Origin of the sequence: Planctomyces sp. SH-PL62 (assembly GCF_001610895.1) — a bacterium.
Classification (GTDB): domain Bacteria; phylum Planctomycetota; class Planctomycetia; order Isosphaerales; family Isosphaeraceae; genus Paludisphaera.
Map to the genome: position 1 here is coordinate 49,135 of NZ_CP011274.1, position 24,428 is coordinate 73,562.

The following is a 24,428-nucleotide window of genomic DNA, read 5'->3' on the forward strand; positions in this document are numbered from 1 at the left end:
CTCATGTTTCTGCGATCCGTTCCGGCGCAACCGCTCAGGCGACCAATTGGGCCTCGTCCGGCGCCGCTTTGGCGACTTCCCGAGCCGCCTCGAACAGCGGGTAGGAATCCACCTTCACCGGAGCGAGAGCCGGCGACCTGCCTTCCAGCACGTCGATCTTCTTGCGCAGCCGGGCGCTGACGCCCGCGTGCGCCGCCTGGCTCTGAAGCGCGTGGAAGAGTTTCGGGCCGGCCTCGGGGCCATACTTCCGGACGTAGTTTTCGAGCCGCCTCATCCCCGTTTCCCCTCTCCGGCCGTCTGGCCGATTTTAACCCTCGTTTGCTACCTTAAGTACGTCCGGGTCCAGGACTTGGTTCGGATTTGATGGTTGTTTCCGGGCGACGTTTCCGAAAATTTCGTGCGTCCCGTCCACGGACGCCGTCGACCCCGTGTCGAGGCCGACGAACAGCCTCCCAATCGCGAGGGGCGAGAGTTAGGCCGTCCGCGAAGCCCCGACCAATGTCTCCGCCGTGTTCGGCGCCCGGCCGGCCGTCCGCTTCCCGTACGGCGACGCTACGTTCGACATGTGGGACGGCCTGGGCGTCACGCCGGCCGTCGTGGGCGCGGTCGTCGCCACGCATTTCGTGGAGCTTCTGGCGGCGGTTCGAAGAGGACGGTCGTCTTCGCGGGTCGGGTGGCGAATAGCTGAGCGAGACGGCGGGTGCCACGACGACGAGACAACCCACCGCGTCGTTCCCGTCCCCCCTGCTCCCTGGTATGGTTGACATGCTTTGGCCGTGATGGAAGAGCAGCCATTCGGTCGCCCTCCTCCCATCGCGCGAAGCCTCGGCATCCCGGAACGACGATCACCTCGCGTCAACACCCCGGAGAGGCACCGATGCGCAGACCAACCCCGATCACCGCGTGCGCCCTGACCGGTCTCGTCCTGCTCGCCGCGTCGGGCCGCGCCATGGCGGACTTCCTGCCCGGTCAGTTCATCACCCATTCGCAGGAAAGCTGGGGCGGGGCGCCCGCCCCGGGCAACGCGGCCCAACTGCTCATGGACCGGTTCGATTTCGTGTACCCCACCGGGTCGGTCGAGGTCGGGGTGGGAGGTCCCGGCGGGTTCTCGGCCATCTTCACCAGCGGCCCGGCCGTCCTGGACTATCTCCCGGCGAGCGGCGGCCCCGACCCGCTGAACCAGGACCTGCTCGATCCGACCTCCACGAGTTCGGGCGTGCTCGGCGGGCAGGTCCTTGCGCTGCGGCTGAACGTCGACTTCAACAAAGCGGGATACCTGGTCGGTCGGATGATCGCCATCTCCCACCTCGTGTTCGCCTCGACCCACCCGTAGAGCCTGAAGTTGTGATACTTCGAGTCGGCGTACATCCGCGTCACCTTCCCCATCGGCTGGCCGTCGAGGCGGGCGAACAACTCGGTGGCGGCCCGGGCGTCGTCCACCGAGGCGGCCGTCACGAGCACGGCGAGCAGCAACCCCATGGAGTCCACGACGATGTGGCGTTTCCGCCCGTCGACGTTCTTGGCGTTGTCGCGGCCCCGTTGTTCGCCGCCGGAGGTCGAGTCGACCGACTGGCTGTCGACGCTGGCCGTGGTCCGGGGCCGATAGGGCTTCTCCTTCGTCCGCACCTTCCGCCGCAGGGCGTCGTGGACGCGGTCGAGCGTGCCGTTCGACCGCCACTCGTCGAAGTAACGCCAAGCCGTGCTGCGGGGAGGGAAGCCCTCGGGCAGGTATCGCCGCTGGCAACCCGTGCGGAGCATGTAGAGGATCGCGTCGAGGACCTCGCGGACGTCGGTCCTGCGCGGCCGTCCGCCGGGATAGACCGGGATCAGCGGCTCGATCAAGGCCCACTGCTCGTCGCTGATGTCGCTGGGGTAGCGTCGGGTTCTCATCTCCTCCCTACGCCGCCCAATGCCTCTTTGTTCCACTTATGGGACAGTCTCTAAGTGATGGCGTTCATGTTCGGAGCGACACTACATGGTCGTTGACGAAGCCGCTAGATTGTCCGTTGCAAACGCTCTTGAGGATTACGTGGAAGGTCGGATTGGAAGTCGTGCGCTCAATGCTGTGCTCGTACTAGGTGAAAAACGAGACACTGTGTGCTATGAATTGTACTTTGCATTGGTGGATGATTTTTATAGTATCTGGGAAGACCATGCGAATTCTGGAAAGATGGCCCTTTCTGCACGCCAAAGGCGCATGATCGGAAGATGGGTGTGCTTGCTGAAGTCAAGAGAAGAATGGCCCTTGCCATCGCGATTCGGGAAGCCCTGGCTGGCGAAATTGATTTCCGAGTTGTGGCAGCTTGCTCTGGAGGCGGCGTATCGTAGATCACCGCTTGATAATGAGTTTTGGCCGTACGACGCCAAGGACGAATGGCAACGCAGATTCAATATGGAATGATACAGCGGTTTGCCCTCGGGTGGCGTACGGGGATAATAGCTGAAGGAGCCATGGCCGCGTGACGCGGCGGCTCGGGAGGCGTGCCGTGGGCAGGGCTTATTCGGCGGACCTGCGTCAACGGGTGGTCGACGCGGTGGACCGGGGCGAGGGCTCGCAACGCGAGATCGCCCGCCGCTTCGGCGTCAGCTTGTCGTTCGTCGTGCGGATGCTCCAGCGGCGGCGGAGCGGCGGCGGGTTGGAGCCCAAGCCCCACGGCGGCGGGGCCGGCTTCAAGCTCTCGGTCGACGATCGCATCCGGCTGTTCGACCTGTCCCGCCGGCATACCGACCCCACGCTCAAGCGGCTCAAGGAGATGGGGGGCTTCGACTGCACGCTCGTGACCATCTGGAGGACGCTGCGGCGGGCCCGCTGGACGCGCAAGAAGAAGAGCCTGCACGCGGACGAACGCGACGGCCCCGACGTCAAGGAGAGCCGCCGGAAATTCCGCCGCAAGGCGAGGCGGCTGGACGCGCGACGGCTGATCTTCCTGGACGAGGCCGGCGTCGACACGTCGATGACCCCGACCCACGGCTGGGCCCCGAGGGGGCGACGGGTCGAGGGCTCGGCCCCGAAGTCGTGGTCGACGACGACGGTGGTCTCGGCGATGGGCCTCGACGGCGTGAGAGGCTCGTTGGCGTTCCCCGGCGCGATGGACGAGCCGGCGTTCCGGACCTACGTCGAGCACGTGCTGGCGCCCCACCTCCACCCCGGCGACCTGGTCGTGATGGACAACCTCCGCGTCCACGACTCGCCGGCGGCCGAGGCGGCCATCGAGCGGGCCGGTGCGAGGGAGGTCCGACTGCCGCCGTACAGCCCCGACTACAACCCGATCGAGGAGATGTGGTCGAAGCTCAAGGCCCGCCTGCGCCGGACCGCCGCCAGGACGACGCCGGCCTTGCATCGGGCGATCGCCGACGCCCTCGATCACGTCACGGCCAAAGATATACGCGGCTGGATCCAGCATTCATGGCTGTATGCAACCCCATGGTAAACCGCTGTAATACTACGTAATTGCTTTGATGACTCGCCTGCGCCGTGGCACCCAATGGTCGGTGATCGAGGCGATTTGGTATGGCAGGGTGATCCGACTCCCGGGAAGGCCGCGCCGGCCGGGCGATCAGCGCGGGGCGGCGGTCAGGCCCCGGATCGAGACGTCCAGGGGCTTGCCCTTCGCCGCCGGGCCGAACGTCAGGACGACTTCCTTGACCCGAGACAGGCCGGGGGTCGCGGGGAGTTGCACGCGGAGTTCGGCGTCGGCGTCGGCCGTCGGCGCCAGCGCGACGAACAGCTCGGTGGCGATCCGTCCCGAGGCGGGGTCGGCCTCGGCCTTGACCGGCTTCAGGGTGATCGTCGCGGCCGAGGCCGGGGTGGTCAGTCGGTAGCGCAGGGCAAGGACCGCGCCCGAGAGGTTCGACCCTTCGGCGGCCTCGGAGACGAAGGCGATCCCCGGTTCGTGGGCGTCCGGGCTGGCGACGCGGAAGCCCTGGTCGTCGCGACGGGACTCGATGGGGTTCGTCTTCGCGTCCCAGGCGAATGCCGACGCGGGGGCCGCGAGCAGGTCGACCGCCCCGCCCGTCGGGAAGACCTGCTCCAGCCCCTCGTGGAGCCCCCTGGATTCCAGGTACGCCGCCATGTTGTCCGAGGCGGTCCCGAGGAGTCCCAGGATCAGCGAGAACGTGTGGGCCGAGGTCTGGAAGAGGATCGGCTCCCGGGCGGTCGTGTTGTAGCCCTCCCAGGGGCCGTGATCGGTGAGGAGGGTGGAGAGGACCGGCCAGGACGCGGCGAGGAACGCCTCGACCCGCGCGGGCGCGACGGCGTAGGCCGGGCCGAGCGTGTAGAGCGACGGCGCGTCGATGATCCGCGCGTCGGGCGCCACGGTGATCTCGGGGATGCCGATGTGCCCGGTGTACTGGGTCCCCCGGCCGCTGTAGGACTCGGAGAGGAAGCCGGGGAGGCCGTGCCGGGAGGCGTAGTCGATCTCGACCTCGACGAAGTCTTCCAGGAGCCGCCGCCAGCTCGGCCGGTCCAGCTCGGTCATCGTCAGCTCGAATCCCAGGCCCTGGAACGCCGACCCTTCCCAGGGCGCGAGGACGTGCCGGACGCGGCCGTCGGCGGCCCGGTACGGCTTCATCTTGAAGCCCAGGTTGGCGATCGCGTCGAGCGGCAGCCCGTAGCGGAGGACGATGAACGTGGCCGGGCCGCGGAACTCGTTGACGAGGTAGTCGACGTGGCCGGTGACCCACTTCCCTTCCAGGTCGTTCCAGCCGAAGAGGCGGTCGTGGGTCACGTCGCGGCCGAAGTAGAACTGGCCCGCGGCCGGGTCGTAGAGCCGGGCGTAGCCCTCGCGTTGGGCTTCCAGGAAACGCTCCAGCCGTGCGCGGATCTCGACGGCCTCGGGATCGTCGGCGATCTCGGGCCTCGCCAGCGCGCCGAGGCAGCGGGCGACCGAGGAGGAGAGGTTGGCGTTGTCCACGAAGACGGTCATCACGATCCGCTCGTCGAGGACGTTCATGATCGCCTGTTTCGTCGCGTTGTCGTGGAACGGTTCCAGCGGGCCGTCGAAGTGCTCCCAGCCGAATCCGGGCGCCCGGCGGACCTCGGCCTCGCCGCCGTCCTTGCGGGGCATGAGCCAGCCCTTGGCGACGAGCGCGTCCCACACCGCGTCGACCTTCCCCGGTCCCACCGCCTCGGCGAGCTTGGCCTTCTCCACGTCCGAGGTCAACGGCCCCAGCCGCTTGCCCGTGGCGAGGTCCAGGAAGTTCCCGAGCAGGCCCTCGGCGCTCAGCGAGGGGTCGGCCTGGTCGACCAGCAGGTTCTTCGACTGCCGCGAGAGCAACGCCAGCGCCTCCCGGCGCGGCAGGAACGGGGCGTCGCACGCGCCGGCGGCGACGTTCGCCAGGATCTCCATCCCCTGCCCGATCGCCGTCAGCTGCGTGAACGAGCGCAGGAAGATCCCCCTCGCCGGGTCCTGATTCCAGCCCTCGAACGGATAGCCCGACTCGGCGTCGAAGATCCGGTTGTCCGGCCCCAGGTACCTCAGCGCGTTCGCCAGCAACGCCCGCGCGTGCGGGTGCTCCTCGGGGACGGTCGGGAAGCGGAATCCCGGCTCGCTCTCCGGCGGGGCGGCCGAGGCCGGGGGCGGCGGGGCGGCGGCCAGGGCGAGCGACAGCCCGAGCAGCACCCGTCGAGGGCTCCGGAGGAAGACGTCGAGCCAGCTTGCATCAGGATTCATGATTCGGTCCCCGAATCGACGCCCGTCCGTCCCACGTCCCGCACGACCCGGACGTCCCCCAGCTCCGCGGCGGCCGGGAGGCCCGAGCGGTCGGCGACCACCCCGTCGGCGAGCCTGAGGCCGAGCACCGACTCGACGGCCTGGCGGAACATCCAGCCCGCCGCGCCGGTGTAGCCATTCCAGATCATACGGCCCGGGTCGAACGTCGTCACCATGTCGGCCGCCTGCTGGTTGGGCGGGCCGCCGTAGGTCTCGATCTCGCCGGGGACCGCGTGGAAGACGGCCGCGATCTTCTTCCAGAGGCGGAACGCCGTCTCGACGTACGCCTCGGCCGCCGCGGCGTCGCCCCGCTCGCGGGCATGCTCGGCCAGAATCCGGGCCGCGCCGACGAGCCACTGGACGCCGTGGCAGTACATGCCGTTCTCGCGGACCCCCTCGGGATACCAGCTGCTCCGGCCCAGGTACGGCCGGGTGTCCTCGCGAAGCGGCGGCGAGCCCAGGAGGATCACGTCCCCCCGCTCCAGCTCCGCGAGCGCCGTCTCGAAGACGATCCGGCCGCGCCCGGGGTCGACGCCCGCCATCACGGCCCAGGCGGCGGTGAGGGCGTCGATCTCCCAGACGCCGCTCCCCTTGACCCCGATCTCCGTGCCGTCGTCGTGGATCGCCCGGAGGTAGCGGTCCCCCCGCCAGGTTTTCTGGATCGCCACGTCCAGGTCGGCGAGCCGACGAGCATAGAACCGCCCGCGCGCCTCGCCGTCGCGGGCCTCGATCGCCGGGATCAGCCGCTTGAGGATATAAGAGAGGAAGAACGCCAGCCAGACGCTCTCGCCGCGTCCCTGGGCGCCGATCTCGTCGAGGCCGTCGTTCCAGTCCCCGGTCCCGATCAGCGGCAGGCCGTGCGACCCCATCCGACGATCCAGGACGAGGTCGACCGCCCGCAGGCAATGGCCGTAGACCGAGTCCTCGCGGGTCGACCGCATCGGGTCGAAGCCCATGCCGTGCTTGCCCGCCGGCAGGGGCTCGAACGGCTGCTCCGACTCCAGGTAGGGCGTGCGCTCGTCGAGGATCGAGGCGTCGCCGGTCGCGTCGAGATAGTCGACCACGGCCCAGACCATCCAGAGCAGGTTGTCCGAGGCGTGCGAGCGGCCGACGAACCCGGTGCGGCCGTCCTGGAGCCGGTGGAACCAGTGGACCACGTCCCCTTCCAGGAACTGCTGCGAGGCGTGCAGCAGGATCTGGGAGCGGGCGATCGCCGGGTCGACCCAGATCAGGTTCACCGAGTCCTGGAGCTGGTCGCGGAAGCCGAACGCGCCGCTGGCCTGGTAGAACCCCCGCCGCGACCAGATGCGCACGGCGAGCGCCTGGTACTTGAGCCAGGCGAGATAGGCGTCGAACTCGGGGAGCGCCGTCTCGACGCGGACGGTCGCACCCATCGCCGACCACCATCGTCGGGTCGCCTCCAGGGCCTCCTCGGCGTCGGCCGCATCCTGATATCTGCGGACGACGGCCTCGGCGGCGCGGCGGTCGTCCGCCTGGCCGAGCACGACGACCACGGTGCGCGTCCCCCGCGCCGGGAGGTCGAGCGTCGACAGGAGCCCGGCGACCGGCCGGTCGTCCCGGTCCTCGGCCGCGTCGTGGCCGGCGTGCTCCACGAAGTAGGGCCGCGCGACGGCCCGACCCCGGCCGAAGAACCGCCCCCGAGCCGTCTCGAAAACCTCGACCTCCTCCGAGGTCGCCACGAACGCCGGGCCGCTCCGAAACGTGTTCCGAGGGTTCTCGAAGAAGACCGCGTTCAGGGTCCGGTCGATCCGGGTGAGGAGGCGTCCCGAATGCTCGGGCTGGCTCGCGAGGACCATCTGGAAGTACGACCCCAGCCGCAGCCGTCGCGGCGAGCCCGCGTGGTTCTTGACCGTCAGCAGGTAGACGCCGGTCGGCTCGTCGGGGGGGACGAAGACGGTCAGCTCAGTCTCGATCGTCCCCTTCGTCATGCGGAACACGGCCGTGCCGTCGACCCCGAACTCCGACTCCGTCGCCGCCTTCGGGTCGTTCAGAGGCTGATAAGTCGGCGAGAACCACTCGCCGGTCGCCGGCTCGAACAGGTAGAAGGCCTCCGAGGGGACCTCCTTCGTCACGACGTCCGACCAGTCGGGCGTCAGCCGATTCTGCTGGGCGTTGACGCTCGCCGACGTGTGCAACCCCCGATTCGTCACCACCACGACGTGCCCGAGCGCGTTCGCCATCGTGTGGTCGAACGGCCGGGGGGTGAACGGCGTGCGGACCAGGAGATTGAGGCCGTCTTCCGAGAACTCCGCGTAGGGCGAAGGGGTCTCCGGAGGGATTTCGCCGTGGCCGAGGCGGTGCCTGGCCTTCCGCGTCCTCTCCGTCGAGGCCGCCCTCGCGTTGGGGATGTCGAGGCGTCGCGCGATCAGGTCGATCGCCGCCGCCTTGTCGTCGGCCAGGCCGATCAGGAGCTTCGCCTTCGCCTCGCCCCGCGCCGGGACGTTCAGGCCGACGAGCAGGCTGGCGATCGGGTCGAGCGTCGGGTGCGACGCCTCGTCGTTCGCGGCCGTGAAGGCCAGGGTCTCCAGTGCCCGGGGGTCCCCCACCCCGCGAGCCCGGCCCAGGAAGTCCAGCCGAGACGACAGGAACCCGTCGGGCCTGCGGTCGACGGCCAGGAACCCCAGGGCCTTCGAGTGCTTGTCCCAGGCGAGGACCGCGTGGAGGGCTTCGACGTACTCGATCTCGGCGAACAGACGGTTGTACTGCGTGTGATTCCGGTCGGCCTCGGGCTTGTTCAGCACCCATTCCAGATACGGGACGAACCGGAACGTCCGCGGACGGTCGGACGAGTTCACGAGCGTCAGCGTCCACTCCTCCACCGGATCGTCGCCGGCCGGGATTCGGACCCGCAACTCCGCCAGGATGCCGTCGTCCCAGCTCTGGGTCGTCTCCAGGACGTCCCCGCGACGGGCCCAGACCTGCGCCCCGGGATCGAAGGCCGCGCCGGGCGGGTTGCCGGCGAGGATCGCGGCCGACCCTTCCTCGTCCACCAGATAGAACGCCCGGCCGGCGGGGTCGAGCGTGTCGTACGAGCGACGGCTCACGTCCTGATCCCGCGATGGGATTCGGCCGGTGATCGCACCATCCTCGCGCACGGTCAGCTCGTAGCGATCGTTCTGGAGAGTCGCCGTCGCGAGTGGCTTCGAGCCGAACCGACGGCGCACCAGCCGGACGGCCGCCGACGCCAGCGCGAGGGCGAGAACCGCGACGCCCAGCAGCGCGAGTCGCTGGCCGATCGGCCTCGCGAGCACGTCTCCCCAGAAGCCGCCGTCACGCGCCGCGAGGGTCTCGGCCGCGCTCCAGGCGCGGTCCCAGTTCGCGCCGCGAGGGATGTAGAACGGCAGCAGCAGGGGCGCCCAGGTGGCGAACCGCTTGACGGCCTCGGGGATGCAGCGGGCCGTCGAGGACGGCGCGAGGTAGCGGGCCAGCTTCCGCTCCCCGGCGTCGACCCCCAGGAAGCTCAGGTTCACGAGGGTCGCCACCCGGAGCCCCATGTGGTCCATCCAGATCAGGACCCGGACGGCGTCATAAGCCAGCAGATAAATGAACACCTGCAACGACCAGGCGCGGAAGGCGTCCGGCGTGGTCGTCAAGTACTCGAACGTCGCCGCCACGGTCCGAACCGCCCCGTCCTGGTTGTACCAGGTCGGCTCCCCCATCGGCCGCAGGAACGAGTTGATGATCGGCGACATCCAGAGGCCCCAGCGCGCCACCTGGATCGAATTCTCCGCGAGCCGCGTCAGCCCGGCCGTCGAGAACATCTCCCGGATCGGCGCCGACTGGCGTTCGAAGCCGGCGGCCATGAAGGTCCGGTTGAGCGCGAACAGCCAGGCGGCCGTCGACCAGCTCAATACGCCCGCGAGCGCCTCGGCGAAGAGGAGGTCGGCCCCCCCCTGCACCGTCCCCAGATTCAGGAATCCCCACTTGCTCACCAGCGGATAGATCCCGAACGGCTCGGGCGTCCGCCCCACCGACGTGTAGCGATGGAACTTCTCCACGACGATCGCGAGCTGCGCCGCGTCCAGGTAGAAGCCGATCGCCGCGCCGATCAGCCCCCCCAGCAAGACGCGCACGCCGTAGTAGCGCGGAGCCTGCAACCGACCCCGGCCCAGGGTGGATCGCAGGGCGTCGCGGATCGCGTCCGTCCCCGCGTACGCCGCCGCGCCGATCAGGAATCCGAAACCCGCGCGATGCGAGAGGTCCCGCTCGGAAAGCGCCACCTGCACCCCGGTCGCCAGCCCCAGGCCGACCATCGCGCCCCGGGCCGCCAGCCAGGGATCGCGGTAGCTCCGCGCCAGTCGCTCGAAGAACGGCGGGCTGCCGTCGAACGTCTCGAAGATCGTCTTCACGAGCGGGAACGCCAACGCCCCCAGGAGCGCCGCGACGAGCATCGGCGCGGCGGCGAGGACGTCCAGGAACGTCGGCGACGCGGCCAGCAGGGCGACGACGTAAAGCGCCGTCATGAACGTCCCGCTGTAGATCATCCCCTTCTTCATCCCCTGCCAGGGATGCGCGAGGACCGAGGCGGCCGTCGGCGCCCGGCCGTTCACGGCGTCGATCGCCAGGCCCGTGCAGAGGTACGCCTCGGCCCAGAGCCCGGCCTGGGACAGGACCGTCGCCAGCAGGACGACCGGCATGCGGAAGCCGGGCGAGCGATCGAAGAACATCGGTCCCGACCCCAGCGAGGCGATCCAGGGGCCCGCCGCGACCGCCGCCGCCGCCGCCAGCATCGCCCCGTACGCCCGCGCCGATCGCGGCGGGCGACCGGCCGTCGCCCACCCCAGCGACTCGGCGAGCAGCACGTTGAACACGAAGACGATCAGCGCCCGTCCCAGATACGCCGCGGCGGGGGAATCGCCGCCGAGCAGCCCGCCGGCCTCCAGGAGCGTCAGCCCGCCCAGGACGTACGGCGCCCCGACGATCAAGGCCGCGCCCGCCGCCCCAAGCCCCTTCCCCGACGAGGCCAGCCGCCCGACGTGCGCCAGGAAATAAATCGCCAGCGCCACCGCCGCGCCGGTGCGACTCAGCAGCAGGACCTGCCACCAATCGGCCGGCGGCTGCAAGAGCGTCAGGCCGCTCGACGACGAGGCCAGCAAGCCGGCCGCCGCCGCATGCCGGAAGACCTCGAAGGGCCCCGGCACCCTCCGGGCCAGGATGCGGGTCCACCACGCGCCCGCCAGGCCGCCGCCGAACGCCAGCCAGGCCGCCCCCCAGCCTACCGCCAGGGCGTCGCGCGACCCGATCGCATAGACCCCGGCCACCACGAGCGCCGTCGCCGTCCAGCCCACGCCCAGGGCCAGGTCTCTCGCCGCCCTCGCGAGCGCTCCCGACCTCCTCGGAGCGATCGCGACCGCCGGGCCGTCGCCTCGCGACGAGCCCCGCCCACGCATCGCCAGGCTCGCCAGCAAGGCCGACGTCAAGGCGGCCAGCGCAACGGCCATAAGGCGCGCAATAGCAATGAGACTGAGTCCGCGTTGCAATGTTACGGGGGTGAATTGAACATTGAAACCGAGCGTGCCGGAGATCTGGGCGGGTCCGCCTCCCCTGTGGTGTACGGCCAGGACGACCTCGTCGAGGGAACCGACGGTGGACCAGTCCAGGAGGTGTTCGGAGCGGTTCCAGCCGGGGGCGAGGCTGAGGGGGAGGCGCTGGACGCCGGCCCGGCCCTTGATCTCCAGGGCCACGTCGAGGGCCCCGAGTTCGTCATATTTCTCGGGTTTCAAATCGATTGCGACGATCGTGGGGCGATGTTCGGGATGGATTTCGCGAAATTCTTTCGCAAAGACCCCTACAGTCGCGTCGGAACTGATCGTATACTCCAACCACGACACTTCGCCGCCGGCGGCCGGCTCGAACGTCCGAGTCACGGTCCCCCGGGCGATCCCAACATTGAATGTACCTTGTTCACCAGCCTCCGCGAGGGAAGTCGGCCCGGGGTTCGCGTCGTCAGGAGAGCCGTTCGAAGCGGTCTCGGCGACGACGTTTCCGGATCCGAAGGCCCACGTCAGAATGAACGCCCCGACGATCAGACGGCGACCGCCGAGACCGGCGCGGATCCTCCCTCGGTCGTCCATGCTCCCCCTCCCGCCCCGCGGCCCTCGCGACGGTCCCGACCCGCGTCCTGGGCCCTGAGATCCCGCCGGGAAGCCGGAGCGTAACTCGACGCCGCGGCGTAATACAAGCCGCAGCCTCGCGAGCTTATCAGGTTGCAAGAGGGTTAGCTCATCGTATAGGTTGATTCCCTCAAATCGATTTCGTTAGTAAACCCTAGAGAGACGAGCGATGCCCCAGGTCTTCCACCCGAGTGCCAACACGCTCTCGCGCGTGGTCTTATTCAGCCTCGTGGCCGGGCCGGGAGCCCTGCTGGGGCTGATGTTCCTGCTGGTTCGATCCCCGTACCAGACCCAGGTCGGCGTGGTCCGCGAGCAGCCCGTGCAGTTTTCGCACGAGCACCACGTCAAGGGACTGGGGATCGACTGCCGCTTCTGCCACTCATCGGTGGAGACGGCGGCCTCGGCCGGAATGCCCCCGACCCACACGTGCATGACGTGTCACTCCCAGATCTGGTCCGGCAGCCCCCTGCTGGAGCCGGTCCGCGCCAGCCTCAAGGAGCAGAAGCCCCTGGCCTGGACGCGGGTCCACGACCTCCCCGACTTCGTGTACTTCCACCACGGGGTACACGTCCAGAAGGGGGTCGGCTGCGTCGAATGCCACGGCCGCGTCGACCTGATGCCGCTGGCCTGGCGGGAGAAGCCGCTGACGATGGAATGGTGCCTCGACTGCCATCGCAACCCCGAGCCTCGCCTCCGCCCGACGGACGAGGTGTTCGCGATGGACTGGACGCCCCCGGAGGGCAGCGGGCTGGAAGCGGCCCGCGAGACGAACACGATGAACCATGTGGAGGTCGGCCAGTTGACGAACTGCTCGATTTGTCACCGATGATGAAACCGCAAGTCGCCGACCTCGACAAGCCCTTGACCCTGACCGAGCTGATGCGCGGCGCCGCGGCCCCCGAGGCCGGCTCCACCGGCCCGCGCTACTGGCGCAGCCTCTCCGAGCTGGCCGACGACGGCGCGTTCAGCGAGCAGGCCCGGACCGCCGCCGCGCGGGCCCAGGCCGCGATCTTCGGCCTGGACGATTCCAGCCGCCGCAAGTTCCTGACGCTGATGGGCGCCTCGTTCGCCCTCGCCGGCGTCACCGGCTGCGGCGTCCAGCCGCTCGAGAAGATCGTCCCGTACGTCGAACAGCCCGAGCTGATCGTCCCGGGCAAGCCCCTCTTCTTCGCCACCGCCTCCTCGTTCGGCGGCGACGGCGTCGGCCTCCTGGTCGAGAGCCAGATGGGGCGGCCGACCAAGATCGAGGGGAACCCCTCGCATCCGACCAGCCGGGGCGCGACCGACATCTTCGCCCAGGCCGAGGTCCTCAACCTCTACGATCCCGACCGTTCGCAGGTCGTCGTCCACGACGGCCGCGTCGACACCTGGGAGCGGTTCCTCCGCTTCGCCATCGACCTTCGCGAGCGGAAGAAGGCCGAACGGGGCCGGGGCCTGCGGCTCCTCACCCGCTCGGTCGCCTCCCCCACGGAGCTCGACCAGATCCGCCGCCTCCGCGAGCTGATGCCCGAGGCCAAGTGGCACAGCTACGAGCCGGTCAACCGCGACGCCTCCCGCAAGGGGGCGGAGCTGGCCCTGGGCTCGGCGTTCGAGGTCGGCTACCACCTGGAGAAGGCCGACGTCGTCGTCGCGCTCGACGCCGACCTGCTCGGCCGCGGCCCCGCCGGCCTCCGCCACGCCCGCGCGTTCGCCGACCGCCGCGATCCCGACGGCGAGTCCCCGCTGCGGCTCTACGCCTTCGAGCCCACGCCCACCCTCACCGGCGTCGCGGCCGACCGCCGCACGCCGGTCGCCTCGGCCGACGTCCTCCTCGTCCTCGCGGCGCTCGCCAGGGCGCTCAAGGTCGAGGGCGCGCCCGAGCTGGACGGCAAGCGGATCGAGCCCCACGCCGCCGCGATCGTCGCCCTGGCCGCCGAGCTCGAAGCGGCGAAGGGGAAGGCCCTGGTCGTCGTCGGCGACGGCCAGCCCGCCGAGGCCCACGCCCTGGCCCTGGCCGTCAACGCCGCCCTGGGGGCGATCGGCGAGACCCTGACCCTCGCCCCCCCCGCCGAGCTGGCCCCGGTCGACCAGACCGCGTCCCTCGTCGAACTCGCCCGCGACATCGAATCCGGCGCCGTCGACACCCTGTTCGTGCTGGGCGCCAACCCAGTCTACGAGGCCCCGTCCGACCTCAAGATGGGCGACGTCCTCCAGAACCCGAAGCTCACGGCGCTGATCCACCTCGGCCTCCACAACGACGAGACCGGGGCCATCAGCCACTGGCACATCCCCGAGGCCCACTTCCTGGAGGCCTGGGGCGACGTCCGCTCCGCCGACGGGACGTGCAGCCTCCAGCAGCCGCTCATCGAGCCGCTCTACCAGGGCCGATCCGCGTCCGACGTCCTCGCGGCGTTGCTGGGCGAGGTCGGCGTCCCCGGCCAGGAACTCGTCCGCAGCTACTGGCGGACCCGGCTCCCGGCCGAGACCTTCGAACAGACCTGGCGCAAGGCGCTCCGCGACGGCGTCGTCGACCTCCCGGCCCCGGCCGAGAAGGCCGCCGAGACGCCGACCGCCGCCAAGCTCGACAAGGTCCAGTGGCCCGGCCCCGCGGTCCTCGCGGCCGACGAACTGGAAATCGTCTTCCGGCCCGACCCGACCATCTGGGACGGCCGGTACGCCAACAACGGCTGGCTCCAGGAGCTTCCGAAGCCCCTGACCACCCTGACCTGGGACAACGCCGCGCTGGTGAGCCCGGCCCTGGCCAAGCGGCTGGGGCTCGAGGACCAGCAGGTCGTCCTGCTGGAGTTCCGCAGCTCGATCGTCGAGGCCCCGGTCCTGATCACCCCCGGCCAGGCCGAGGACACGGTGACCGTGCACCTGGGCTACGGCCGCGCCCGCGCCGGCCGGGTCGGCAACGGCATCGGCTTCGACGCCTACCGCCTGCGGCGGTCCGACGCCCCCTGGGCCGCCGTCGGCCTGAAGCTCACGGCGACGACCAAGCGGATCCCGCTGGCGATCACCCAGCACCACCACCGCACCGAGGGCCGCGAGCCCGTCAAGGTCACGACCTTCGCGGAGTACAAGCACCCCGGCGAGGGCCACGGCCACCACCCCCACCCCGACGGCAGCCTCTACCCCGACCCGCCGGTGCCGCAGAGCGAGGATTACGCCTGGGGGATGGCGATCGACCTCAACCGCTGCATCGGCTGCGGCTCCTGCACGATCGCCTGCCAGTCCGAGAACAACATCCCGATCGTGGGCAAGGACCAGGTCCTCAACTCCCGCGAGATGCACTGGATCCGCGTCGACCGCTACTACGAGGGGGACGACGAGGCCAACCCGGCGACCCACTTCCAGCCGGTCCCGTGCATGCACTGCGAGAAGGCCCCCTGCGAGCTCGTCTGCCCGGTCGAGGCGACGACGCACAGCGACGAGGGCCTCAACGAGATGACCTACAACCGCTGCGTGGGGACCCGGTACTGCGGCAACAACTGCCCGTACAAGGTGCGTCGGTTCAACTTCCTGGAATACACCGACAACACGACCCCCAGCCTCCAGCTGCTCCGCAATCCCGACGTCACGGTCCGGATGCGAGGCGTGATGGAGAAGTGCACCTACTGCGTCCAGCGGATCAACGAGGCGAGGCAGAACGCCAAGGTGGAGCACCGCAAGGTCGGCGGCGACGAGGTGGCGACGGCCTGCCAGGCCGCCTGCCCCACCCGGGCCATCGTCTTCGGCAACCTGCTCGACCCCGAGAGCTCGGTTTCCAAGCTCCGGAATTCGCCCCGCAACTACGCCCTGCTCGAGGAGCTGGGGACGAAGCCGCGGACCACCTACCTGACCAAGCTGACCCACGGGGCCGAGGCCCACGAGGAGCCGCGACATGGCTGACACCCATCACGAAGACGGGCGGGGAGCCCCCCTCCCCCCCGTCCTGGCTCCGGGGCACACCTACGGGTCGGTCACGTCCACGATCAGCGACGTCGTCCTGGTCCGGGCGCTCGACTGGCGCTGGGCGGTCGGCATGGGGATCGCGACCTCGCTGCTGATGCTGTTCGGGGCGGCGGTCTCCTACCTGCTGTTCCGCGGCGTCGGCATCTGGGGCGTCAACGCCCCGGTCATGTGGGGCTGGGCGATCATCAACTTCGTCTGGTGGGTCGGCATCGGCCACGCCGGAACCCTGATCTCGGCCATCCTGCTGCTGCTGAAGCAGCAGTGGCGGACCTCGATCAACCGGTTCGCCGAGGCCATGACGTTGTTCGCCGTGGCCTGCGCGGGGGTCTTCCCGCTCTTGCACATGGGCCGGCCCTGGAAGTTCTTCTGGATGATGCCCTACCCCAGCACCATGGCGCTCTTGCCCCAATGGCGGAGCCCCCTGGTGTGGGACGTGTTCGCGGTCTCGACCTACGCCACGGTCTCGGCGTTGTTCTGGTATGTGGGTCTGATCCCCGACCTGGCGACGCTCCGCGACCGGGCCAAGAAGCGCTGGATCGCCATGATTTACGGCTCGCTGGCCCTGGGCTGGCGGGGCTCGGCGCGGCACTGGGCGCGGTACAAGAGCGCGTACATGCTGCTGGCGGCGATGTCGACCCCGCTGGTCGTCTCGGTGCACACGGTGGTGTCGCTCGACTTCGCGGCCTCGGTGATCCCGGGCTGGCACGCGACGATCTTCCCCCCCTACTTCGTGGCCGGGGCCATCTTCTCGGGCTTCGCGATGGTGGTCACGCTGATGATCCCCCTGCGGGCCTGGTACGGCCTGCAGGACTTCATCACCGACCGCCACCTGGACAACATGGCCAAGATCATGCTGGCGACCGGCATGATCGTGGGCTACGGCTACGCGATGGAGTTCTTCATCGCCTGGTACAGCGGCAACCCGTACGAGGAGTTCCTGCTCCTCAGCGCGCGGCCGTTCGGGACCTACACGAACGCCTACCGCTGCATGATCCTCTGCAACGTGGGGATCCCCCAGCTCCTCTGGATCCCGGCGATCCGCCGCAACCCGGTGGTGCTCTGGGTGATCTCGATCTTCGTCAACATCGGGATGTGGCTGGAGCGGTACGTGATCGTGGTCACGAGCCTGAGCCAGGACTTCCTGCCCTCGTCGTGGGCGAACTACAGCCCGACGATCTGGGACGTGGCGACCTTCCTGGGGACCATCGGCCTGTTCTCGTTCCTGCTGTTCCTGTTCGTCCGCTTGCTGCCGGCGATCGCCATCGCCGAGATGCGGGAGCTGGTGCACGAGAAGCACCACGAGCACGCCGCGCGCGGCGCCGCCGTGGCCGAATCGCACGGAGACCATCGATGAGCGGCCCGCACGACGTCCCCGCGACCCCCGAGGTCTACGGCCTGATGGCCGAGTTCGACGACCCCGACCGACTGGTCGAGGTGACCCGCGGCGCCTTCGAGCGCGGGTTCCGGCAGATGGAAGCCTACACGCCGTTCCCGGTGGAAGGCCTGGACCACGCCCTGGGCTACCACCGCAACAAGGTCCCCGCGACGGTGTTCGCGGGGGCCCTGCTGGGGGGCCTGGGCGGGTTCCTGATGCAATGCTGGTCGGCGATGTACTACTACCCCCACAACATCGCCGGCAAGCCGCTCTACAGCTGGCCGGCGTTCATCCCCATCACCTTCGAGACGACGGTGCTGGGGGGGGCCTTCGCCGCGGTCTTCGGCATGCTCTTCTACAACGGCCTGCCGAAGCTGTACCACCCGGTCTTCAACGCGCCCACGTTCGGCCTGGCGTCGGACGACCGGTTCTTCCTCTGCATCCAGTCCCGGGATCCGCTGTTCGACCCCGAAGAGACCCTGGCGTTCCTGGAGACCTGCGGCCCCCGCTCGGTCTCCGTCGTACCCTACTGACCGAACCGAACCGGACCCGCCGGTCCCATGGGATCAGACCCGCCCACGATGCGACCCAACACCCTCACCGCCCGCGTCCGGCCCGCCCCGGCCCGCCGGCGGCGACGGCTCGCCGGAGCCCTCGCCGCGCTGCTGGCCGTCGCGCCGGGCTGCACCGACATGTACGATCAGCCCCGGTACGAGGCGTACGAGGCCAGCCCGCTGTTCGCGGACGGGGCCTCGTCCCGCCCGCTGGTGGTCGGCACGGTCCCCCGCGACGACGTGCGGAACCTGCCGGCCGTCGAGGACCGCGAGCTGCTGCTGACCGGCCTGCGGGACGGCCTGCCGTCCCGGACGGCCCCGTTCCCGGTCGACCGCGCCGTGCTCGAGCGCGGCCGCCAGCGCTACGACGTGTTCTGCGCCCCCTGCCACAGCCCGACCGGCGACGGCCGGGGCGTGATCGTCCAGCGGGGGTTCACGCCGCCGCCGAAATACACCGAGCAGCGCCTGGTGGACGCCCCGCTGGGGCACTTCTTCCAGGTCATCACCCACGGCCACGGCGCCATGTACTCGTTCGCCGCCCGGGTCGCGCCCCAGGACCGCTGGGCGATCGCCGCCTACATCCGGGCGCTCCAGCTCAGCCAGGACGCCAAGGCCGCCGAGCTGCCCCAGGAAGACCAGAGCCGGCTCGAGGAGGCCGCCAAATGAGCATCGGAACCGCTGACGCCCCGGCCGGCCCCGACCTCGAAGCCCAGTTCGACGCCATCCGCTCCCGCGCCGTGGTCGCCGCCGTCGCCGGCCTGGTCGCGTGCCTGGTGGGCGGCCTGGCCTTCCCCCGGTCGTTCTACCCCGCGTACCTGACCGCCTTCCTGTTCTGGGCCGGCCTGTCGGTCGCCTCGATCGGCCTCTGCTTCCTCCACCGGCTGGTGGGCGGGGGCTGGGCGCTGCCGCTGCGGCGGCCGTTCGAGGCCGCCGGCGCGATGGTCGTCCCGATGGCCGTCCTGTTCGTGCCGATCCTGCTGGGCCTCCCCTACGCCTTCCCCTGGGCCGACGAGGGGGTCCGCAAGGCGAACCCGATGGTCGCCCAGAAGGCCGCCATCTTCCTCTACCCGTCGTTCTTCGCGACCCGCGCCGCGATCTACTTCGCGCTCTGGGCCGTCGCGGCCTACCTGGTCAACGCCTGGTCCCGCCAGCAGGACCGCAGCGAGAGCCTCGCGCCGTCGCGACGGCTGACCGCGGTCGCCGGCCCGGCGCTCGTGCTGATGTTCCTCTCGGCGTCGTTCGCGGCGTTCGACTGGGGGATGTCCCGCGACCCCGACTGGTACTCGACCATCTACGGGGCCATGTACATCGTCGGCATGATCCTGTCGACCCTGGCCTTCCTGACCGTCTTCACGATCCGGATCGCCGGGCACCAGCCGGTCAGGTCGGCCCTGAGCGCGGGCCGGCTCAACGACATCGGCAACCTGCTGCTGGCGTTCACGATGCTCTGGGCCTACATGTCGATCTCGCAGTTCCTGATCATCTGGCTGGGCAACTTGCCGGAAGAGGTGATCTGGTACCTGCGGCGGATCGAGGGGGTCTGGGGGGCGGTCGCCCTGGGCCTGATTTTCTTCGGGTTCTTCGCGCCGTTCCTGGCCCTGCTCCGGCGCGAGCACAAGCGTGACGCGAGCTGGGTGCTGCCGATCGCCTCGTGGCTGGTGGTTATGCGGGTGGTCGACCTGGCCTGGCTGATCCTCCCCGGCTACGCCAAGCCCGGCGAGACCGGCTTCCCCTGGGCGAGCCTCCCCTGGCTCCTGGCCGCCCTGGCCGGGATCGGCGGCGTCTGGATGATCGGCTTCGTCGGCCGCCTGCGGTCGGCCCCGCTGGTCCCGCTCCGCGACCCCCGGATCCTCGACGCCCTGGCCCTCGAGGCCGCGCATCAGCACAACGGAGGCGCCGTCCTATGAGCGACGAGATCGATCCCAGCCGCCTGGAAGGGGACATGACGCCCCAGGGCCGGTACAAGCCGGCCCGCGAGCTGAAGGAGCTGCACGAGAACACGGACCTCGACCTCAAGGGGGTCCTGGTCAACACGTTCATCCTGATCGCGCTCTGCGGGGCGACGTTCTACGTGGTGAAGCTGGGCATGGACTACTTCGTCCGGGTCGAGGACGCGACGCAGGAGAGCCGCCTCTCCCTGCGGTTCGCCTCGCCCCCGCCGCCCCCCGCGCCGCTGCTCCAGGACGACCCGGCCAAGGAGACGCGCGTGATCCTCGACGAGGCCAGGGCCCGCCTGGACTCGTACGGCTGGAACGACCGGCAGGCGAAGACCGCGCACATCCCGATCGAGCGGGCCATCGCCATCCTGGCGGAGAAGGGGCTCCCGAAGGTCGGCAAGATGGACCCGTTCCACCCCCGGCAGGGCTCGTCGAACCCGGTGAAGGTCGGCGACCCGTCGAATCCCGTGGAGCCGCCCGTCGAGGCCCCCAAGGCCGAGGCGGCGCCCGCTCCCAGCCCAGGGCCGAATCCATGAACAACCTCATCCCCCGCCTTCTGCCGGCGATCGCCCTCATGTTCGCGCTGCCGACTTCGGCGACGGCCGTCGCCGACGAGGCGGTGCCGCTGGGCACGCCGCCGGCGACGATCTCGGACCCGGAGTCGCTCGCGACCGCGGCGTCCAAGGTGAAGTTCGAGCAGAAGCTCGGGGGCCAGGTCCCGCTGAATGCGATCTTCCGGGACGAGGAAGGCCGCGAGACCCCGCTGGCGGCGTGCTTCGGCCGCCGCCCGGTGGTCCTCGCCCTGGTCTTCCACCGCTGCCCGCTGCTCTGCAACCAGGTGCTGGCGGGTCTGACGCGCACGCTCAAGCCGCTGCCGTTGCAGGCCGGCGTGGACTTCGACGTCGTCGCCGTGAGCATCGACCCGGAGGACACGCCGGAGTCGGCGGCGGCGAAGAAGGCGGGCTACCTCGAGCGCTACGACCGCCCCGGCTCCGAGGCGGGCTGGAGGTTCCTGACCGGCCCCAAGGAGTCGATCGAGGCGCTCTGCGAGTCGGTCGGCTTCGCGTACGTCCAGGACCCGGCGACCAAGCAGTTCGCCCACGCCGCCGGGATCGTGGTGCTCACGCCGGGGGGCCAGCCGGCGCAATACTTCTTCGGCATCGACTACCCCCCCAAGGAGGTCGACGCCGCCGTCCGCCGCGCGGCCGAGGGCCGGGTCGGCTCGCGGATCGCCTCGTTGCTCCTGCTCTGCTACGACTACGACATGGCGACCGGCAAGTTCACGCTCTCGATCGTCCGGGTCCTCCGCGCCTTCGGGACTCTCACCGCGCTGTCGTTGGGACTTTATCTCTTCCTGATGCTCCGGCGCGAGCGCCGCGAGCGGGCCGGGGACGGGGACCTCCCCCGGGACGCCGACGCGGCGCCGACGGCCGTCGACGGCCCTGGGACCTGAAACCAAGGTATTCATTCACATGTGGGACTTCCCCCTGTTTCCGAGCCAGGCGTCGACCAACGCAGCGAAGGTCGACGCCCTGATGCTGTTCGAGATCGGCGTCCTCGTCTTCTTCACGATGCTCATCTGCATCCTGATCCTGGGCTTCGCCGTGCGCTATCGGCGGGGCAAGGCGGCGGACCGCAGCAACCCGCCGACCCACAGCCTCTCCATGGAGGTGGTCTGGATCGCGGTGCCGATGGCCCTCTCCCTGGTGATGTACGCCTGGTCGACGAGGATCTTCTTCGACCTCTTCTCGCCGCCGGCGGACGCGGCACAGATCGACGTCGTGGGCAAGCAGTGGATGTGGTACATCCAGCACCCCCAGGGCCGGTCGGAGACCAACGAGCTGCACGTCCCGCTGGGCCGGCCGATGAAGCTGAACATGACCTCCCAGGACGTCATCCACAGCTTCTACATCCCGGACTTCCGGATCAAGCAGGACGTCCTGCCCGGGCGCTACACGTCGCTCTGGTTCGAGCCGACGAAGGTCGGCGAGTACAACCTGTTCTGCGCCGAGTACTGCGGGACCAACCACTCGATCATGATCGGCAAGGTCTTCGTGATGGAGCCGGCCGACTATGAGGCGTGGCTCTCCGAGAAGGGGGTCGGGCCGTCGCAGGCCGAGGAGGGCGAGCGGCTGTTCGTCCAGCACCACTGCGCCGGCTGCCACCGCGACAGCCAGACGGTCCACGCGCCGAAGCTCGAGGGGGTCTACGGCCGTCCGGTGCCGATCCAGGAGGGCAAGGACGTCCGGTTCGTGACCGCCGACGACCGCTACATCCGCGACTCGATCCTGCTCCCCAAGAACGAGGTGGTCGCCGGCTACGAGGCGATCATGCCGTCGTTCAAGGACCAGATCAGCGAGCCCGACCTGCTCAAGATCATCGCCTACATCAAGTCCATCGCCAATCGGGAGACCAGTCAATGAACGCCGCGGCGCACGCCCGCCACGACGACGGGCCGCCGACAGACTACCTGTCGGACACCTCGGTCGCGTCGTGGCTCCTGACGACCGACCACAAGCGGGTCGGCATCCTCTACCTGATCTCCGTCACCCTCTTCTTCCTGGTGGGAGGGGTGATCGCCGGACTGATGCGCCTGGAGCTGATGACCCCCAAGGGGGACGTCTTCTCCACGCCCGACACGTACAACCGCATGTTCACGATGCACGGCGTGATCATGATCTTCTTCTTCCTGGTGCCGTCGATCCCGGCGGTGCTGGGGAACTTCCTGATCCCGCTGATGATCGGGGCCCGCGACCTGGCGTTCCCCAAGATCAACCTGCTGAGCTGGTACGTCTACATCATCGGCGGCGTGATGGGGATCTGGATCCTCATCCACGGCGGCGTCGACACCGGCTGGACGTTCTACACGCCGTTCAGCACGATGTACTCGAACACGATGGTGGTGACGGCGGCGGTGGCGGTGTTCATCACCGGCTTCTCGTCGATCCTCACCGGGCTCAACTTCATCGTCACGGTGCACACGATGCGGGCCCCGGGGATGACCTGGTTCCGGCTGCCGCTGTTCGTCTGGTCGCAGTACGCCACGGCCCTGATCATGGTGCTGGGGACGCCCGTGCTGGCGATCTCGGTGATTTTGGTGGCGCTGGAGCGGTTCTTCGGCTTCGGCATCTTCGACCCCCGGCTGGGCGGCGACCCGATCCTCTTCCAGCACCTGTTCTGGTTCTACTCGCACCCGGCCGTGTACATCATGGTCCTGCCCGGCTTCGCCGTGGTCAGCGAGATCATCCCCTGCTTCAGCCGCCGGCCGATCTTCGGATACCGGTTCATCGCCTTCGCCAGCGTGGCCATCGCGATCTTCGGCTTCCTGGTGTGGGGCCACCACATGTTCGTCTCCGGCCAGTCGATGTACGCCGGGGCCGTCTTCTCGATCCTCAGCTTCCTGGTCGCCATCCCGTCGGCCATCAAGGTGTTCAACTGGACCGCCACCCTCTACAAGGGTTCGCTCCGGTTCGACACGCCGATGCTCTACGCCCTGGGCTTCATCGGCCTGTTCACCATCGGCGGCCTCACCGGGCTGATGGTCGCCTCGCTGGCGATCGACGTCCACGTCCACGACACCTACTTCATCGTGGCCCACTTCCACTACATCATGGTGGGCGGCACCACGATGGCCTACCTGGGCGGCATCCACTTCTGGTGGCCCAAGATCTCCGGCCGGATGTACTCCGAAATCTGGGGCAAGCTCTCCGCCCTGCTGGTGTTCGTCGGCTTCAACCTGACGTTCTTCCCCCAGTTCCTGCTGGGCTACCTGGGCATGCCCCGGCGCTACTTCGAGTACCGCCCGGAGTTCCAGGTGCTGAACGTCATGTCCACGGCCGGGGCGTCGATCCTCGCGGTCGGCTTCCTGCTGCCGCTGTTCTACCTCGGGATGTCGCTGCGGCGGCCCCGCGACGCCGGCCCGAACCCCTGGGGCGCGACCGGCCTGGAATGGCAGATCGAGTCCCCGCCGACGACCCACAACTTCCACGAGCCGGTCCTCGTGACCTGCGGACCCTACATGTACTCGCCCGAGGAGGCGGAACGGGAATATGCAAGCCAGCACGTCCACCATGCCTGACGAGGGGAGGCAGATCCTCTCGTCCCACTTCGACGACCTGGAACAGCAGCACCTGTCCTCCAACCTGGGCATGTGGTTCTTCCTGGGCAGCGAGGTGATGTTCTTCAGCGGCCTGATCGTCTCCTACGCCGTCTACCGGGGCCTGTCCCCGGTGGCGTTCGAGCTGGCCAGCCGGCACATGGACCTCTGGGTCGGCTTCTTCAACACCCTGGTGCTGCTGACCAGCAGCCTCACCATGGCGTTCGCCGTCCGCTGCAGCCAGGTCCGTGACAACCGCGGCATCGTCCGCTACCTCATCGCCACCGCCGTCCTCGGCTCCGCGTTCCTGGGCGTCAAGGCCACGGAGTACAAGAAGGAGATCGACCACCACCTGTTCCCCGGCCCCCACTTCGTGGTCCCCGGCCACGACGCCGAGGAGATGCTGGAGGCGAGCAAGGGTCCCGACGGCCAGGTGAACCATGAGGTCTACCGCCACAACCTCGGCCGCTTCCAGATGATGTTCGTCTTCTACTTCTTCATGACCGGCGTCCATGCCTTCCACATGATCGTCGGCATCGCGGCGGTTCTGATCTTCGCCGTGCTCGCGAAGATCCGGTGGTTCTCCGGGTACGGCCACACCCAGATCGAGGCCCTGGGCCTCTACTGGCACTTCGTGGACGTGGTCTGGGTGTTCCTCTACCCGTTGCTCTATCTGATCGGCTGACAG

General features: G+C 69.2%; 17 protein-coding genes. 13 read left to right on the forward strand and 4 right to left on the reverse strand.

All coding sequences use genetic code 11. The annotated features are described in order from the left end of the window. Positions 1-34 precede the first annotated feature (34 nt). Together VT85_RS25525 and VT85_RS25530 are read right to left on the reverse strand one after the other, a co-directional pair. Positions 35-274 carry a hypothetical protein gene (locus VT85_RS25525; RefSeq protein WP_068422771.1) on the reverse strand — a complete coding sequence of 80 codons (240 nt, stop codon included), beginning with the start codon at positions 272-274 and terminating at the stop codon, positions 35-37. An 869-nt stretch (positions 275-1,143) separates the two neighbouring features. Beyond that, positions 1,144-1,890: an IS5 family transposase gene (locus VT85_RS25530; protein ID WP_231871552.1), complete on the reverse strand. Its 747-nt coding sequence runs from the start codon at positions 1,888-1,890 to the stop codon at positions 1,144-1,146. Positions 1,891-1,975: 85 nt separating this feature from the next. Here VT85_RS25530 and VT85_RS28080 point away from each other — a divergent pair, with 85 nt between their 5' ends. Together VT85_RS28080 and VT85_RS25535 are read left to right on the forward strand one after the other, a co-directional pair. Further along, positions 1,976-2,401, forward strand: coding sequence for a hypothetical protein (locus VT85_RS28080; RefSeq protein WP_156513201.1), 426 nt, complete (start codon positions 1,976-1,978; stop codon positions 2,399-2,401). An 85-nt stretch (positions 2,402-2,486) separates the two neighbouring features. Beyond that, a complete protein-coding gene (locus tag VT85_RS25535) occupies positions 2,487-3,431 on the forward strand; it encodes an IS630 family transposase (RefSeq protein ID WP_197491319.1) in 945 nt (314 codons plus the stop codon). A gap of 126 nt (positions 3,432-3,557) precedes the next feature. Here VT85_RS25535 and VT85_RS25540 read toward each other — a convergent pair whose 3' ends face one another. Together VT85_RS25540 and VT85_RS25545 are read right to left on the reverse strand one after the other, a co-directional pair. Beyond that, positions 3,558-5,672, reverse strand: coding sequence for a hypothetical protein (locus VT85_RS25540; protein ID WP_068422777.1), 2,115 nt, complete (start codon positions 5,670-5,672; stop codon positions 3,558-3,560). Continuing rightward, positions 5,669-11,455 (reverse strand): GH36-type glycosyl hydrolase domain-containing protein, encoded by a 5,787-nt coding sequence (locus VT85_RS25545; protein WP_156513202.1) that lies wholly within the window; start codon positions 11,453-11,455, stop codon positions 5,669-5,671. The genes VT85_RS25540 and VT85_RS25545 overlap by 4 nt, the downstream gene beginning before the upstream one ends. 559 nt (positions 11,456-12,014) lie before the next feature. Between VT85_RS25545 and VT85_RS25550 the strand changes: the two genes are divergently transcribed. The 11 genes from VT85_RS25550 to VT85_RS25600 are packed head-to-tail and all read left to right on the forward strand — an operon-like array spanning position 12,015 to position 24,425. Continuing rightward, complete coding sequence (locus VT85_RS25550) at positions 12,015-12,674, forward strand: cytochrome c3 family protein (RefSeq protein WP_068422783.1); 660 nt, start codon at positions 12,015-12,017, stop codon at positions 12,672-12,674. Beyond that, positions 12,671-15,715 (forward strand): TAT-variant-translocated molybdopterin oxidoreductase, encoded by a 3,045-nt coding sequence (locus VT85_RS25555; RefSeq protein ID WP_082859062.1) that lies wholly within the window; start codon positions 12,671-12,673, stop codon positions 15,713-15,715. The genes VT85_RS25550 and VT85_RS25555 overlap by 4 nt, the downstream gene beginning before the upstream one ends. Further along, positions 15,708-17,132, forward strand: a complete 1,425-nt coding sequence (nrfD, locus tag VT85_RS25560; protein ID WP_068422786.1) for an NrfD/PsrC family molybdoenzyme membrane anchor subunit — start codon at positions 15,708-15,710, stop codon at positions 17,130-17,132. Before VT85_RS25555 ends, nrfD begins: the two co-directional genes overlap by 8 nt. Next, entirely contained in the window at positions 17,129-17,686 is a 558-nt protein-coding gene (locus VT85_RS25565) for a DUF3341 domain-containing protein (protein ID WP_068422789.1), read from the forward strand. Before nrfD ends, VT85_RS25565 begins: the two co-directional genes overlap by 4 nt. Before the next feature lie 48 nt (positions 17,687-17,734). Continuing rightward, positions 17,735-18,373 (forward strand): c-type cytochrome, encoded by a 639-nt coding sequence (locus VT85_RS25570; RefSeq protein WP_068422792.1) that lies wholly within the window; start codon positions 17,735-17,737, stop codon positions 18,371-18,373. Next, positions 18,370-19,614: a hypothetical protein gene (locus tag VT85_RS25575; RefSeq protein WP_068422795.1), complete on the forward strand. Its 1,245-nt coding sequence runs from the start codon at positions 18,370-18,372 to the stop codon at positions 19,612-19,614. Before VT85_RS25570 ends, VT85_RS25575 begins: the two co-directional genes overlap by 4 nt. Continuing rightward, positions 19,611-20,180 (forward strand): hypothetical protein, encoded by a 570-nt coding sequence (locus VT85_RS25580; protein ID WP_068422800.1) that lies wholly within the window; start codon positions 19,611-19,613, stop codon positions 20,178-20,180. Before VT85_RS25575 ends, VT85_RS25580 begins: the two co-directional genes overlap by 4 nt. Beyond that, positions 20,177-21,097: an SCO family protein gene (locus tag VT85_RS25585; RefSeq protein WP_068422803.1), complete on the forward strand. Its 921-nt coding sequence runs from the start codon at positions 20,177-20,179 to the stop codon at positions 21,095-21,097. The genes VT85_RS25580 and VT85_RS25585 overlap by 4 nt, the downstream gene beginning before the upstream one ends. Positions 21,098-21,116: 19 nt before the next feature. Continuing rightward, positions 21,117-22,067 (forward strand): cytochrome c oxidase subunit II, encoded by a 951-nt coding sequence (gene coxB / locus VT85_RS25590; RefSeq protein ID WP_068422805.1) that lies wholly within the window; start codon positions 21,117-21,119, stop codon positions 22,065-22,067. Continuing rightward, entirely contained in the window at positions 22,064-23,722 is a 1,659-nt protein-coding gene (ctaD, locus tag VT85_RS25595) for a cytochrome c oxidase subunit I (RefSeq protein WP_082859064.1), read from the forward strand. The genes coxB and ctaD overlap by 4 nt, the downstream gene beginning before the upstream one ends. Continuing rightward, positions 23,694-24,425, forward strand: coding sequence for a cytochrome c oxidase subunit 3 (locus VT85_RS25600; RefSeq protein ID WP_231871553.1), 732 nt, complete (start codon positions 23,694-23,696; stop codon positions 24,423-24,425). The genes ctaD and VT85_RS25600 overlap by 29 nt, the downstream gene beginning before the upstream one ends. Positions 24,426-24,428: the final 3 nt, after the last annotated feature.